General features: G+C 69.9%; 14 protein-coding genes, 2 tRNA genes and 2 pseudogenes. 6 read left to right on the top strand and 12 right to left on the bottom strand.

What is annotated here, in order from left to right; translation table 11 throughout:
• Positions 1 to 12 precede the first annotated feature (12 nt).
• Positions 13 to 780, bottom strand: coding sequence for a DUF881 domain-containing protein (locus OG322_RS18370; RefSeq protein ID WP_123460420.1), 768 nt, complete (start codon positions 778 to 780; stop codon positions 13 to 15).
• Between the two features lie 142 nt (positions 781 to 922).
• Between OG322_RS18370 and crgA the strand changes: the two genes are divergently transcribed.
• Positions 923 to 1,177 carry a cell division protein CrgA gene (gene crgA / locus OG322_RS18365; RefSeq protein ID WP_123460421.1) on the top strand — a complete coding sequence of 85 codons (255 nt, stop codon included), beginning with the start codon at positions 923 to 925 and terminating at the stop codon, positions 1,175 to 1,177.
• 286 nt (positions 1,178 to 1,463) lie between these two features.
• Here the strand turns inward: crgA and OG322_RS18360 are convergent, their stop codons facing one another.
• Both OG322_RS18360 and OG322_RS18355 read right to left on the bottom strand, forming a co-directional pair.
• Positions 1,464 to 2,363, bottom strand: coding sequence for a rhomboid family intramembrane serine protease (locus OG322_RS18360; RefSeq protein ID WP_329306688.1), 900 nt, complete (start codon positions 2,361 to 2,363; stop codon positions 1,464 to 1,466).
• A 152-nt stretch (positions 2,364 to 2,515) separates the two neighbouring features.
• Positions 2,516 to 3,043: a peptidylprolyl isomerase gene (locus OG322_RS18355; protein ID WP_123460422.1), complete on the bottom strand. Its 528-nt coding sequence runs from the start codon at positions 3,041 to 3,043 to the stop codon at positions 2,516 to 2,518.
• A 341-nt stretch (positions 3,044 to 3,384) separates the two neighbouring features.
• Between OG322_RS18355 and OG322_RS18350 the strand changes: the two genes are divergently transcribed.
• Both OG322_RS18350 and OG322_RS18345 read left to right on the top strand, forming a co-directional pair.
• Positions 3,385 to 4,098 (top strand): DUF5324 family protein, encoded by a 714-nt coding sequence (locus tag OG322_RS18350; protein ID WP_124284524.1) that lies wholly within the window; start codon positions 3,385 to 3,387, stop codon positions 4,096 to 4,098.
• Positions 4,099 to 4,226: 128 nt separating this feature from the next.
• A complete protein-coding gene (locus OG322_RS18345) occupies positions 4,227 to 4,520 on the top strand; it encodes a hypothetical protein (protein WP_329306687.1) in 294 nt (97 codons plus the stop codon).
• A 6-nt stretch (positions 4,521 to 4,526) separates the two neighbouring features.
• On the opposite strand, the gene OG322_RS18340 is transcribed toward OG322_RS18345, so the two are convergent.
• The 4 genes and pseudogenes from OG322_RS18340 to OG322_RS18325 all read right to left on the bottom strand — a co-directional run bounded on the left by OG322_RS18340 (position 4,527) and on the right by OG322_RS18325 (position 5,813).
• Positions 4,527 to 4,766 carry a hypothetical protein gene (locus OG322_RS18340; protein ID WP_266413267.1) on the bottom strand — a complete coding sequence of 80 codons (240 nt, stop codon included), beginning with the start codon at positions 4,764 to 4,766 and terminating at the stop codon, positions 4,527 to 4,529.
• 119 nt (positions 4,767 to 4,885) lie between these two features.
• Positions 4,886 to 5,062, bottom strand: a pseudogene (locus tag OG322_RS18335) (PIG-L deacetylase family protein); the annotation flags it as partial.
• A gap of 190 nt (positions 5,063 to 5,252) precedes the next feature.
• On the bottom strand, positions 5,253 to 5,645 hold the full coding sequence (locus tag OG322_RS18330; RefSeq protein WP_329306686.1) for a hypothetical protein: 393 nt from the start codon (positions 5,643 to 5,645) through the stop codon (positions 5,253 to 5,255).
• A gap of 95 nt (positions 5,646 to 5,740) precedes the next feature.
• Positions 5,741 to 5,813 (bottom strand) — tRNA-Ala (locus tag OG322_RS18325).
• Positions 5,814 to 5,980: 167 nt separating this feature from the next.
• On the opposite strand from OG322_RS18325, the gene OG322_RS18320 reads away from it, so the two are divergent.
• Positions 5,981 to 6,529 carry a helix-turn-helix domain-containing protein gene (locus tag OG322_RS18320; protein ID WP_024489493.1) on the top strand — a complete coding sequence of 183 codons (549 nt, stop codon included), beginning with the start codon at positions 5,981 to 5,983 and terminating at the stop codon, positions 6,527 to 6,529.
• Positions 6,530 to 6,614: 85 nt separating this feature from the next.
• Positions 6,615 to 8,030 carry a serine/threonine protein kinase gene (locus OG322_RS18315; RefSeq protein ID WP_123460425.1) on the top strand — a complete coding sequence of 472 codons (1,416 nt, stop codon included), beginning with the start codon at positions 6,615 to 6,617 and terminating at the stop codon, positions 8,028 to 8,030.
• Positions 8,031 to 8,077: 47 nt separating this feature from the next.
• Here the strand turns inward: OG322_RS18315 and OG322_RS18310 are convergent, their stop codons facing one another.
• The 3 genes and pseudogenes from OG322_RS18310 to OG322_RS18295 form a co-directional block, all read right to left on the bottom strand.
• The gene (locus OG322_RS18310; protein WP_329306685.1) at positions 8,078 to 9,445 is read right to left on the bottom strand and encodes a hypothetical protein; all 1,368 of its coding nucleotides are present in this window, start codon (positions 9,443 to 9,445) and stop codon (positions 8,078 to 8,080) included.
• A pseudogene (locus tag OG322_RS18305) lies at positions 9,445 to 11,390 on the bottom strand (vWA domain-containing protein). Before OG322_RS18305 ends, OG322_RS18310 begins: the two are co-directional and overlap by 1 nt.
• A gap of 151 nt (positions 11,391 to 11,541) precedes the next feature.
• Complete coding sequence (locus OG322_RS18295) at positions 11,542 to 11,676, bottom strand: DLW-39 family protein (RefSeq protein ID WP_003958712.1); 135 nt, start codon at positions 11,674 to 11,676, stop codon at positions 11,542 to 11,544.
• Between the two features lie 321 nt (positions 11,677 to 11,997).
• Here OG322_RS18295 and OG322_RS18290 point away from each other — a divergent pair, with 321 nt between their 5' ends.
• Positions 11,998 to 12,369, top strand: a complete 372-nt coding sequence (locus tag OG322_RS18290) for a DUF6344 domain-containing protein (protein ID WP_123460429.1) — start codon at positions 11,998 to 12,000, stop codon at positions 12,367 to 12,369.
• A 381-nt stretch (positions 12,370 to 12,750) separates the two neighbouring features.
• Here the strand turns inward: OG322_RS18290 and OG322_RS18285 are convergent.
• Positions 12,751 to 12,824, bottom strand: a tRNA-Ile gene (locus OG322_RS18285).
• A gap of 70 nt (positions 12,825 to 12,894) precedes the next feature.
• Complete coding sequence (locus tag OG322_RS18280) at positions 12,895 to 13,503, bottom strand: DUF3566 domain-containing protein (RefSeq protein WP_123460430.1); 609 nt, start codon at positions 13,501 to 13,503, stop codon at positions 12,895 to 12,897.
• Between the last annotated feature and the right edge of the window lie 36 nt (positions 13,504 to 13,539).

Genomic DNA, 13,539 nt, shown 5'->3' with positions numbered 1-13,539 from the left:
CGCAGCTGCTCGCTACTTCACCGGCTCCGCATAGTGGAGATCCACTGTGCCCGAGTAGCCGGGAAGAGTCACCGCCTGGCGCTCATCGACTTTCCAGCCGAGCCCGTACGCCTTCACGTACAGCAGGTAGTTCTGGATCGCCGGGGAGGCGTTGAGCGCCTGCTTGAGCTTGCCGGGGTCACCGACGGCGGTGATCTTGTACGGCGGTGAGTAGACCCGGCCCTGGAGGATCAGGGTGTTGCCGACGCAGCGCACCGCGCTGGTGGAGATCAGCCGCTGGTCCATGACCTCGATGCCACCGGCTCCGCCCTGCCAGAGGGCGTTGACGACCGCTTGCAGGTCCTGCTGGTGAATGACCAGGTCATTGGGTTGCGGATCGGGGTAACCGGGGTTCGCGGTGGCGTTCGGCGGGGCGTCGTCGAGGGTGACGGACACCGCTCGGCCGGAGAGCTTCTTGGTGCCGGCGGCCCGCTCCAGCGCCTTGAGCCGGGCGTCCTCCGCCGTGGTGCTGCCGTCGTCGCGCTGGGCGAGGGTGTCGATGTCCTGGCGCACGGACGCGGCGGATTCCTCCAGGGCCGCGTTCTTCTCGCTGCGCTGCTGGATGAGGTCGGAGAGCTTCAGCAGCGAGGAGTCGGTGCGGATGTTGGTGCCCTTGGCCGTGTTCGCGCTGGTGACGAAGATGAGACCGGCCAGGGCGAAAACGGCAGCGGTGAGCACTCTGACCGGATACCGGAGGGTGCGCCGGACCGGGCCTGGGGGAGAGTCGGCAGAATTGCTCAACGTACCCTTATCTCCTTCGGCGCCACGGAAGCACTACGCTAACGGACGCCCGGGGGAGGCAGCATTTCCCCCTCGCGCCACACCCGGCGTCAGCCATCAGTTCCCTGCGCGGTAACGCAGCGCATCGACAGGAGAGTTCCTCGTGCCGAAGTCACGTATCCGCAAGAAGGCCGACTTCACGCCCCCTCCGGCGAAGCAGGCAACCAGCATAAAGCTGACCAACCGCAGTTGGGTGGCGCCGGTCATGCTGGCGCTCTTCCTGATCGGCCTGGCCTGGATCGTCGTTTTCTATGTGACCGACGGCGACCTGCCGGTCAAGGCACTGGGGAACTGGAACATCGTCGTCGGCTTCGGCTTCATCGCCGGCGGCTTCGGCGTCTCCACCCAGTGGAAGTAGCTCCCCGAAGCGCGTAGCACCACGGCGGACCCCGGTACCGCAACCCTTGCCCTGAGTTACCCACAGCGTTATCCACAGGCGGGGGAAAAGGTCAGACGATCTGTGGATAACTCCTTGACCGTTGACTCCGGTGTGACTGCAGCCGCCCCTGACCGGGGCAGCACGCCCCTTGTCCCTGCTGGAAAAACCCAGCTCAGCGACAAGGGGCACAGTTGTACCCGCTGAATGCACAAGATCAGGTGCACGCTGTGGACAACTTCGATCACAAACGGTCCGTATCGAGCCCTCAGGTCAGCGAGGCCGTTCTGAGGACCACGATCAGGACCACCACGACCAGGGCCGCGGCGCAGGTGCCGTACTGCACCAGATTCCGCCGCTCGCGCGGGGCGTGCACCATGCCGATGGCGATCAGCGTGCCCGCGATCAGCCCGCCGACATGTGCCTGCCAGGCGATTCCGCCCCAGGGGTTGAAGGTGATGACCAGGTTGATCGCGAGAAGCGCGAAGACCGGGCGCATGTCGTAGTTGAGCCGGCGCATGAGCACCGCGGTGGCGCCCAGCAGACCGAAGATGGCGCCCGAGGCGCCCAGCGAGGGCTGGTTCGGCTCGGCGAGCCAGTAGGTCAGGGCACTGCCCGCCAGCCCCGAGAGCATGTAGAGCGCGAGGTAGCGGGCGCGGCCGAGCGCCGCTTCCAGCGGACCGCCCAGCCACCAGAGCCCCAGCATGTTGAAGGCGATGTGCCACACCTCCTGGTGCAGGAACATCGACGTCACCAGCCGGTACCACTGGCCTTCCGCAATGCCCTCGGGCGGACCGCCGTAGTAGAAATTGGCCCGGCCCAGGAGCACCAGATCGCCGACCAGCGCGCTGTTGGCCAGCACCGCGACGAACACCGCGACGTTGATCCCGAGCAGGATCTTGGTGATCAGCCGGGGATCCGCCGCGACCGAGCCGCCGGCGATCGTGCGCGGCCGGGCGGCCGCCGGGCTGTGACCCGTGCCGGATCCCTGCCGGACGCAGTCCGGGCACTGGAAGCCGACCGAGGCGCTGACCATGCAGTCCGGGCAGACCGGGCGGTCGCAGCGGGTGCAGCGGATCGTCGCCTCACGGCCCGGATGGCGGTAACAGGTGACCGGACCGTCCACGGGAGCGGACGCGTTCTGCTCGCCCGGCGGCTGCTGGTCCATCGGTCCCATCACTTCCCGGTCCCCTCGGTCCTCGTCATCGCGGCAGGGCACACCGAGCCGCCCTGCACGTCCGTTCTGTCATCAAGTACGGACGGGCGGGGCAGTTGGTTCCCGGGCGGATCAGAGAGTGAGCGGCCGGCGACGCTCGGCAGTCAGCGGGTCTCGACGACGACCGACTCGATGACCACGTCCTGCAACGGACGGTCGGTGCGCGCGTTGGTCTGGGCGGCCGCGATGGTGTCGACGACCTTCTGGCTCGCCGGGTCCGCCACCTCACCGAAGATGGTGTGCTTGCCGGTCAGCCAGGCGGTCGGCGACACCGTCACGAAGAACTGCGAGCCGTTGGTCCCCGGGCCGGCGTTGGCCATCGCCAGCAGGTACGGCTTGGTGAAGGCGAGGTCGGGGTGGAACTCGTCACCGAACTCGTACCCCGGGCCGCCCGTGCCGTTGCCCAGCGGGTCGCCGCCCTGGATCATGAAGCCGCTGATGACGCGGTGGAAGACGGTGCCGTCGTACAGCCGGTCCTTGGACTTGTTCCCGGTCGCGGGGTGGGTCCACTCGCGCTCACCGGTGGCGAGCTCGACGAAGTTCTTGACCGTCTTGGGCGCGTGGTTCGGCAGAAGCCGGATCTCGATGTCGCCCTGGTTGGTCTTCAAGGTGGCGTAAAGCTGCTCGGCCACGATCTGCCTTCCGTAAGTCTTCTCTGACGTCCACCGATCCTCGCACGGACCACACCCCGCGTCGTCCGGCCCGCCCACGCCTCCCCGCCCTTCTCCCCGCTGCCCGCCGCGGCTTCCGACGGAAACGAATGCGGCCAAGTGCGTGACGAACCGGCGCGTGCCGGGCCGAACCGTGGCATTGTCGTCGACAGGCTCCCCTTGCACCTCATTGCCCGAGGGTGTCCCTCATGACCTGAATGACCCGGATGCCCGCCCCAGGTGCCGCACAGGCTCCGGGTAGGCATGATCTCGAACTGGGTGGAAAGGCGGAGTACCAACCCGCCACCAAGGAGGAGGATCCCGTGACCCGCATCGACAGCGTGCGCGCCGCAACCGACTCGGCGAGGGACAGCGTGCAGCACGCCGCGGAAGTGGCGGCCCCCTACGCCGACACGGCCAGGGAACAGGCCGTTCACTACGCGCAAGAGGCCCGTACGCTGCTCGCGCCGAAGGTTTCGAAGGCAGCCAAGCAGGCTCGCGTCCAGTACGGCGCGCACCTCGCACCACGTATCGAACTCGCCCTTACGCATGTGCCCCCCAAGGTCGACGAGGCCGCGCAGCGCGCCCGTCAGGTCGCCAGGAGCGCTGCGGACTACACCGTTCCCCGCGTCGAGCACGCGATGGCCGCGGCCCAGCCGGTCGCCCAGGAGGCCACCGCTCGCAGTGCCGCCGCCCTGGCCGCACTGCGCGGGCAGGTCACGCCGAAGGAAATCAGGAAGCTGACCCGGAAGCACGAGCGGCGGGCCAGGGCCGGCCGCGTGTCCAAGGCACTGGCCGTGGCCGGCATCCTGGCGGGCAGCGCCTATGCCGTCTGGCGCTGGTGGGACAAGCAGGCCAACCCCGACTGGCTGGTCGAGCCGCCCGCTCCCACCGAGGTCGACGACCGTGCCCCGCTGACCTCGGTCGACGGGAGCGGCTCGACGGCCCTCGACCCCGACGTCCAGGGCAAGCAGGCCGACGCGGAGACGGACGGACCGGACGCCGTGGACGGCACGGACCTGGACGACCGCCCCTGACCGGCCGCTCAGCAGCAGTAAGGAGAACGGGCGCCGGAAGACCTCGCGGTCTTCCGGCGCCCGTCGTTTCCCCGGGGCGGCGCACCGAACCGCCACGCGTCCGCAGGGCCGGCCGCCCGCAGGACGCGGTGGCATCGGGCTCCGCGGACGCAGGATCGTCAGAGCGGGTCGGGGGCGGTGAAGACCACCACGCGGACATCTTCGGCACCATCGGCAAGCATCTGCGTCCGGGCGGCCCGATCGGCGTCTGCGCCGGCAACTTCCGCGACTCCAGCGGCAAGGTCACCCCGCTGGCGTTCGACATCGGGCACGCGCTGTCGGAGGTGCTGGAATTCGAGGGCGAGATCTACTTCGAGTGGAGCACGCCGTCGGAGAGCCTCACCGGCGACCACTGCCTGCTGTTCTCCGCCGCCGGCTGCTGATCCGGCTCAGACACCGATGATCTCGAACGGCATGGTCGGCACGTTGTTGAAGCGCTCGCCGAAGCGCGTGTGCTTGGTGGTGAGGTAGCCGGCGACGTCGGCCATCGGGTTGTCCGGCGGCAGCGACGCCAGATAGCCGGCGTGCGCGGCCAGCGCCTCGATACCGGCGTCCATGCCGTCGGTGACGTCGATGGCGTGCCCGGACTCCGGGAGCCGCCGACAGCCACGAAGCGCACGCCGTCCCACGGCGGGAAGCCCTCGTCGACGAGTTCGGGGAAGACCCAGGGGTTGCCGGCGTCGGCGGCCGCGTCGAGCAGTGCGACGCCGACGTTGCGGTGGTCGGGGGTGTTCCAGTCGCCGCTGCGCCACCGTTCACAGAAGTTGATGGTGACCAGCGCGTCCGGGCGGTACTTGCGGATCGAGCGCGCGAGGTCACGGCGCAGCGGCAGGCCGTACTCGATGATGCCGTCCGAGTGGCCGAGGAAGTCCACGTCCCGCACCCCGACCACGGCCGCGGCCCGCAGCTGTTCCCCGGCGCGCATCGCACCGGTGGCATCCGGGGCCATGGTGGCGATCCCGGCTTCGCCACGGCCGCCACGGCATAGGCGACGAACTTGCCCTGCGTGGTCCACCTGGCGACCGCGCAGGCGGGCCCGTACTCCAGGTCGTCGGGGTGCGCGACGACGCACAGCGCGCGCTCCCAGTCCGCCGGCATCGGTTCGTACGGCTTGGTCATCGTGCCTCGCCGGGGGTGCGTGTCGGCCGGGTCGTGGTCTCCGGGGCGGATAGCAGGCACTCCTCGAAGACGGCGAGCGCGCGCAGGTGGTAGCAGCGGGCGGCCCGGCCGAGGCTGATGTTGTGGCCCACGGTCATGAGGGCGAGCTTGCCGCCGTAGGAGTGGGCCAGCAGCAGGAAACCCCGCCCCACGGCGTGCCGTTCGGCGAAGGAGTCGAGCTCCGCGGGCAGGACCTCGGCCTGCTCGTCGAGGGTCAGGCCGGCGGGTACCCGCTCGGCGGCCCGGCGGGCCGGGACGGCGGCGGCCAGCGAGCCGACCGCGAGGGAGACCAGGCAAACGAGGAGCAGCGTCCCCCCAGGACAGCGCCGGGGAGTACTGCTCCATCGCACCGCCCCAGCCCCCGTAGGCACGATGCGCCCACTGATGGGCACAAAAAAATGCCCCCTGAAACCGCGTTCTCGCAGGTCAGGGGGCATTTGGCAAGTGGAGCCTAGGAGATTCGAACTCCTGACATCTGCCTTGCAAAGGCAGCGCTCTACCAACTGAGCTAAGGCCCCGAAAGCGGGCAGCACCGGACGCACCGGCATCGTGGTCACCGCCGCAGACCAGAGTACCCGGTGATCCCCTCAATCCTCCAAAAGACAGGGGCTCCCGGCCGACGACCACGCTCCGTAAGATGCTCGCGAGGTTCGCAGCAGCGAAGCCTCAGCGAAGGGGAGACGCTATGGATGCAGCACAGCAAGAGGCGACGGCCAGAGCCAGGGAACTTCAGCGCAGTTGGTACGGGGAACCGCTGGGTGCGCTCTTCCGACGGCTGATCGATGATCTGGGCCTGAACCAAGCCCGGCTGGCGGCGGTACTCGGGCTGTCCGCCCCCATGCTCTCCCAGCTCATGAGTGGTCAGCGGGCGAAGATCGGTAATCCGGCCGTGGTCCAGCGCGTCCAGGCGCTCCAGGAACTGGCCAGTCAGGTCGCGGACGGCAGTGTCAGCGCGGGAGAGGCCACCGACCGGATGGAAGAGATCAAGAAGTCCCAGGGCGGCTCCGTACTCACCGGCACGGGCCAGACGTCGTCGACCAGCGGGGCGCCCACCGTGCGCCGTGTGGTCCGCGAGATCCAGTCGCTGCTGCGGTCCGTCGCGGCGGCCGGTGACATCATCGATGCCGCGGACTCCCTCGCCCCGACGCACCCGGAACTGGCAGAGTTCCTCAAGGTGTACGGGGCAGGACGCACCGCGGACGCGGTGGCGCACTACGAGGGACACCAGAGCTAGACCGGGGTACACACCGGCAGCCGCAGTATCCGGGCACGGGCACACGCACCGGCCGAGGGCAGGAACGGGGAGCGAGCGCAGCGCAATGGGTGAGGTCTTCGCTGGTCGGTACGAGCTGATCGATCCGATCGGACGTGGTGGGGTCGGTGCTGTCTGGCGTGCCTGGGATCACCGGCGCCGCCGCTATGTGGCAGCCAAGGTCCTCCAGCAGAGCGACGCACACACGCTGCTGCGCTTCGTCCGCGAACAGGCGCTGCGGATCGAGCATCCGCATGTGCTCGCTCCGGCCAGTTGGGCCGCGGACGACGACAAGGTCCTGTTCACCATGGACCTCATCAGCGGCGGTTCGCTGGCCCATGTCATCGGTGACTACGGGCCGCTGCCCCCGCGGTTCGTCTGCACGCTGCTCGACCAGCTGCTGTCCGGACTGTCGACGGTGCACGCCGAGGGGGTCGTGCACCGGGACATCAAGCCCGCCAACATCCTCATGGAGGCCACCGGAACCGGCCGGCCGCATCTGCGGCTGTCCGACTTCGGCATCTCCATGCGCAAGGGTGAGCCGCGCCTCACCGAGACGAACTACGTGGTGGGAACGCCGGGTTACTTCGCGCCCGAGCAGATGATGGGCGCGGAGCCGGACTTCCCGGCAGACCTCTTCGCGGTCGGCCTCGTCGCCCTGTACCTGCTCCAGGGGAAGAAGCCCGACTCCCAGGCGCTCGTCGAGCACTTCGCCGCGTACGGCACACCCAGTGCTCCGCAAGGCATCCCCGAGCCGCTCTGGCAGGTGCTCGCCGGGCTGCTGCAACCGGACCCCCAGGCCCGCTTCCGTACGGCCACGGGCGCGCGCAAGGCGCTGACGGCCGCGGTCGAGATGCTGCCCGAACCCGGGGCCGAGGACGAGCCGGTGGAGGTCTTCGACCAGATCGGCCCGCTGCCCGCCGGTTTCGGCCCCGCGGGGCCGGTACCGGCCCCGCGGCAGACAGGCCGACCGGACGCCCCGCACGGGCAGACGCAGGCAGCCCAGGAACCCGGGCAGCAGGCAGGCCGGCACGCCGCACCGCAGTCGTACGCACAGCCCCCTGCCTCGATGTCGGAGACGGGCAGCTTCCACCTTCAGCCGCCCCCGCAGCACCCCGCCGCCACGCCCCAGGCGGCGCAGCCCGTCACTCCCGGCACTCCCCATCCGGCGCATACGGCGTCCCCCCACCCCGCCGCCCCTCCTGACCTCTCACAGGCCCCCACGGCCGCGGTGCAGCACGAACAAGCGCTCACCCGTCCGTACACCGCTCAGCAGGTTCCCGTTCCCGGACCGGGAGTTTCCGGGGCCGGGGCTCCGCCGCACTTCGCGCAGGCAGCGTCGTCCCAGGTCATACCCCCGTCGCACACCGCGGCGCCCGCTCCGCGAAAGCGGCCGGGACCGTCCACGAAGGTGGCGGTCCCGGTGCTGCTGGTGGCGTTGATCTGCTTCGCCGTGGGGATCTGGGCCCTGACCCAGGCCTGAGCGACGAACCCGGCCCGACGCGGGCGGCAACGGCGGCCCGCGTCCGGCTACCAGGCCTGGGGCGGTCCTCCGTACGGCTGCTGCTGTCCGGCGTCGGCCGTCCCAGCCGGTGCCGCGGCCCGTCCGCGCCGTGCCAGCAGCATCCACCCGCCAAGTCCGAGCACCAGCACGGCGCCCGCGCCGATGCCCGCCGCGCCGAGCAGCTTCATGTTGCCGCTCCTGCTCTTGCTCTCGGCGGCCTGCGAGCCGCTCTGGCCGTTCCTCGCCATGTCCTTGTCGTCCTGCGTGACGCCGAAGATCCCCGCCTCGCCCTTGTACGGCGTGGTCCCGGCTGCCTTCCCCTCGACATTGACCGTGAGAGTCAGCGGGAACGGCTTGGAACCGTAGGGCTTGGCGACGTCCGGGCTCAGCGTGACGGACAGGTAGTACCAGCCGGCGAAGCGCATCGCACTGACGCTGGTGTCGGAGGCGAACCTGTTCCGGTACGCCACCGGAGGCACCGGGTCCAGGGACATCGAGGCCGGTTTGCCCGAGTAGGCCATGGGGGAAGCGCTGTCGACATGGCCCTGCGCCGGATTGTCCAGGGACATCGCGAGCGCGCCGCTGATGTACTCGTCCTCGTCCGGGACGGTGCTGTTGCCGAGACCGGCGGTGGCGAAGATCTGCTGCCCCCAGTCCAGCGGAACCCGGTAGAAGAGGGTCTGTCCGGGGACGACCTCGTCCTTCCACTCACCGGTTTCCAGGCTCGTCGCGTCGTAGTAACTGCCGCCGCCGTGCCTGCGGTTGTCCGTGGCCCGAGTCGCCGGCTTCGGTGAGGCGGACGGCCAGTCCTCCGGCGCCTCGGGCCGCGTCGAAGGCTCCTTCGCGAGCTGCGGCTCCGACGCGTACCGGATCTCCAGCTCCCACTCCCCGCGCCCCGAGGTGGTTTCGCTCTGCCGCTCGATCAGGACGTTGTACACCCCGGCGCCCTGACAGCTGCTGCTGTCCTTGTCCACGGTCCGGTAGGCGTAGGCGGCGATGGGCCGCGGGTACTCGGCGGACCCGAACCGGGCGTTCTCCGAGCTGCACCCCAGGTCCGACTTGTCCCTGATGCTGATCGCGATGCCGTCCCCGTAGGCGACCTTGCCGCCGTCCTTGGGCACGACGACGGCCGAGACGTAGGCGTTCGTCGTCTCCTCCAGGTTCAGCCGGTAGTAGAGCTTCTCGCCGAACTTGATCGAACTCCGGTAGACCGAACCGGCCGTGAGATCCCTCGCATCGGTGTTGACCGCAACGCCGCTGATCGCCTGCGCCTTCGGATCGAACGTGTACGCCGCGGGCCCGTCCGCCCCGTACGCCTGCCCCGGCAGCGCCGCCACCGCGCACATTGCCGCGACCGCGGCCAGCGTCGCCCGGCCCCTGCTGCGCTGCCTCATCACGCGCTTCCCCTCGTCGACCGTGCGGCTGCCCCGCGGCGGTTGCGTACATATACGAACACGGCGGCCGGCAGAGCCACGACGGCCGCCCCGGCGGCAGCCGCGATGCCGGTCCATCCTGCCCCTCCGGCACCACCGCTGTCTGCGGACGCGATCGAATCGCCCTTCTTGTCCGCATCCTCGTCAGCGCCGCTGCCGGACCCGGCCCGCACGGGGGCCCCGTGTTGCGGCCCGGTCCGTTCCGCGCCGAGCACCGACACCCTCAGCACCAGAGCGATCTGCGGATTCTCCGCGATCTCGGCGGCCCGGGCGCCCAGCGTCACCGAAATGTAGAAGCCGCCCCCTGCGTGCACCGGCTGCACATTGTTCCGGTTCTCGTAGCGGTTGGTCCAGGAGACCGGGACGCCGCCCATCCGCAGGGCCGAGGGCCGGCCGTTGTACATCGTGGTCGAGGTGAACTCACCGCCGCCGGTGAGCGGATAGCGGGCCGGGGTGTAGAGCCGGGTCGCCCCGTAGGAGTACGTGGCGGAGCCGCGGTCCACCGTGGGCTCGTTCGCGAACTCCACGTCGTAGCGCACCTGCTGGCCCCAGCCGGCCGGAACCCTGTACCAGAGCGTCTGGGACGGCAGGATCCGGTCGCGCCACACGCCCTGTCCGATCGCCCTGGCATCGTTGAAGCCGGTGCCGCCCCGCACATCGCGGGGATCACCCGCGGGCAGCGTGGCCTCCTTGCCGCCACTGCCGTACTCCGCCTGCGACTGGGCGGGCGTCACACCCTTCTCCAGCGGCGCCTCGACCCCGTACACGAGCTCCAGCGGCCAACGCGCGGCATCGGAACCCTTCTTGCTCTCCCGTTCCACCACCAGCCGGTAGCGGCCCGCACGGTCGCAGGTGCGGGTGCCCTCCTCGGAGCGGATCCGGGCGACCGCCGACGTCAGCGGGGCCGCCCCCTCCTTCTGCTGGAAGCGCTCGGTGTTCGTCCCGCAGGAACCGTGCTCGTCGTACTCGATCCTGGTGCTCAGCGCGTCGAACGTGTCGACGGCCGCCCCGGGCTGCGGCACCGCCGTCGCCGCGAAGTCAGCCGTGGACACGGCATCCAGATCCACCGCGTAGTACCGCTTCTCGCCAGGCCCGATGGTGTCCAGATACTGCCCGGGTACGAGCACCGGGGACCGGTCGGCCGTGGCCGCGCCCGCCACCCGCTCGCCCCGGAAGCGGTACCCGTCCGCGGAGAGCTGGGAGGCGCGCTGGAGCTGACGGGCCAGCGACTTGGCGTCCGGGGCGTCGTAGTACCGCCCGTTGCCCGCCTTCGCGACGCATTCGAGCTGCTCGCGGGCCGCGCCCTTCACCTGGAAGCCCACGGTGTCGATCCGCAGCCCGGCCCCGTCCTTGCCGAGCTGCTCGGCGACCTCGCAGGGCTGCGGCGTACCGCAGTTGTCCTCGCCGTCGGAGATCAGCAGGATCGTGCGCGTGCCGATGGCGCCGCCCGCGGGCTGCGGCAGATCCTGCGCCGCCTTGCGGAGCGACAGGCCGATGGGGGTGTCGCCCCTGGGCCGTACGCCTGCGACCGCCCGCTTCACCGCGGCCCGGTCCAGCTTCCGCACCGGCGCACGAGCCGGGTGTCCGTACAGCCCTGCGGCCGGTCGGCGCCGTAGACCCGCAAGCCCGTCGGATAGCCGTCCGGAAGGCCGTCCACGACCGTGCCGACGGCTGCGCGGGCGCTCTCCATCCGGGTCCGGCCCGTACCGTCGTCGTCCCCCATGGAGCCGGACGAGTCGAGCACCATGACCAGGCTGCCGCTCCCGTCGGATCCGGCCGCGTCCGACGCGGCGGAGGCCTCCCCGGGCGCCGCCACGGCCGGCAGCGCGCCTGCCACCAGAGCGAACAGCGCCCCGCCGATCAATGTCCCCGCCCGCGCCGTGCGCCGGTGGTTGCGTGCACTCATCCGTGCCCCCTCGACCGAACTCCCCAGCCTCTTTGCTCAAGCAACCTATTGATTTGCGTAGGTGAACTCAAGAGCACAGGCGTCACGGTCCCGCAACAGCACGAAGCCCCGGCCGCTCAGGCGACCGGGGCTCGCATCAGGCTGTTCTGTCTCACACACCCGAACCTGCGGGCACGGAGTCAGTCGCCTCCGTCCACAGATCCTGCTCGGCGCGATCCGCCTGGATCTGGCGGTACACGAGGAGCCCGCCGATGGCGGCCAGTGCGACCAGGAGAAGCTTCTTCACCGCGCGACCTCGTCTTTCCTTGGCGTAGGGGACTTCTGCCGCCCGACTATACACACCGGCCGATATCGACCGGTGACCTCCCCGCAACCCAACTGGGGCCTGCGGAAAAGCGATCGTCGGAGGATCGGGCCACCCCCGTCACCACCCCGCCACCACCCCCGGAGAGGGCCCGGACCCGGCCGATCGGGAGCAGTTGCACCATACGAGTGGTGTTCATCTGAACATCGGCACATCGGCAGCGTCGGTCCGCGAAATCGCGAGCCGAATCCACATCATCAGGAAGGTAAGCAAAACGGACCATCCGAAAGTGAGTGAGGGGCCATGAGCACCTACCGGGCCAAGAACCTCTGGACCGCCTTCATCACCGCGTTCTTCGCACTTCTCGCCGCACTGGGCCTCGCAGGCTCCACCGCGTCGGCCACGGAAGCCACGGTCACGGAGCCGGCGGCCACGACCCACAAGCACACGGGTGCGACCGCGGCAACCGCGAACACCCCGTCAGTGCGATGGACCCTTCCGCGTGACCGGGCACTGCCACCCACGATGAAGCAGCGCATCCGCGCCGAGGCGCACGGCTCCTCACCCGCCACCCGCCATCTGTCCGCAGACACGGCGGACACCGCGAACACCACAAGCACGGCCCGCGCCTCGCACGGGGCACCGGCGGGGGACGCCTCCCTGCTGCCTCCCTGAGAGCGGCGCACCTGACACCCAGAGCCCCCGGGCCGGTTCACACCGGACGGGGGCTTTCCCGTGCGCCCACCACGGCGGCACCGGACATCCCTCCCTGCCGGAGTGACCGGAGCGGGCCCCCGCAGCCGTACCGTGCCGTTGCGCTTCTGGACTTCTGGGCTTCTGGGCTTCTGGGCTTCTGGGCTTCTGGGCCCCGTGCCTCTGTGCCGCTTGCGGCGGAGCTCTGGCGCCGGAGCTCTGGAAGCGAGTGGTCACCGGCTCCGGCTCCGGCTCCGGCTCAACAAAAGAGGCGGGAGTTCACGCAACTCCCGCCCAACACCACACCCCGCCCACGCAGAAGGCCCGGTCTCTCCGAAGAGACCGGGCCTTCTGTTGTCACTGTGGGGCTAACAGGATTTGAACCTGTGGCCTCATCCTTATCAGGGATGCGCTCTAACCAACTGAGCTATAGCCCCGCCGCGCTGTGCGCTGACTTCTGAAGATTAGCGCACGTCGTGGCCAGTCCCAAAATCGATACCCGCGTCGCTACTCGTCCTCGGCCAGCGTGAGCTCGACACCGCCCACGAAGCCGGCCGACAAGTTGTAGATGAAGGCACCCAGCGTCGCCAGCGCGGTCGCCAGAACCACGTCGATCACCGCGATGACCGAGGTGAAGATGAGGACCCTCGGCAGCGACAGGAACGCCTGCAGATCGAAGCCACTGCCCTCGTTCGAACCGGTTGCCTCGCTGATCGTGCCGCCCACGGTGTTGAAGACGCCCATCGCGTCCATCACCATCCACAGGACCGCCGACGCCACCACCGTGCAGATGCCGAGTGCGATGGACAGCAGGAAGCTGACCTTCATCACCGACCACGGATCGGCCTTGGCCACCCGCAGACGCGCCTTACGGGTACGCGGAGTGGTCCGCGCCCCCGTCCGCGGTTTGCGGGACGCCTGTGCCGTGCCCATGCCCTGCACGCCGCCCTGCTGGGCGGCGTGGGGGTGGCCCCCCTGTGTCCCGCCCGGAGGCGAGGGGTAGGCCTGCGGCGGGTGGTACGGCCCCGCCTGGCCAGGTGCGGGCTCGCGCTCACCGGGCAACGGCCCGGCCGAGTAGCCCTCGTACTGGGGTTGAGGACCCCGGGTATCCGTCACAGTGCCCCCTTGGGAGTCCGTGGCAGGGCCACGGGC

The organism is Streptomyces sp. NBC_01260, assembly GCF_036226405.1.
GTDB classification, from domain to species: Bacteria; Actinomycetota; Actinomycetes; order Streptomycetales; family Streptomycetaceae; genus Streptomyces; species Streptomyces laculatispora.
The sequence above is the reverse complement of the archived record's forward strand: the minus strand, read 5'-3'. Positions and strand labels throughout refer to the sequence as shown.

Excerpts from the sequence above, each read along its gene's own strand:
- OG322_RS18360 (WP_329306688.1), bottom strand. The coding sequence starts at position 2,363 with ATGGACCAGCAGCCGCCGGGCGAGCAGAACGCGTCCGCTCCCGTGGAC.
- OG322_RS18320 (WP_024489493.1), top strand. The coding sequence starts at position 5,981 with ATGGATGCAGCACAGCAAGAGGCGACGGCCAGAGCCAGGGAACTTCAG.
- OG322_RS18315 (WP_123460425.1), top strand. The coding sequence starts at position 6,615 with ATGGGTGAGGTCTTCGCTGGTCGGTACGAGCTGATCGATCCGATCGGA.
- OG322_RS18310 (WP_329306685.1), bottom strand. The coding sequence starts at position 9,445 with ATGAGGCAGCGCAGCAGGGGCCGGGCGACGCTGGCCGCGGTCGCGGCA.
- OG322_RS18290 (WP_123460429.1), top strand. The coding sequence starts at position 11,998 with ATGAGCACCTACCGGGCCAAGAACCTCTGGACCGCCTTCATCACCGCG.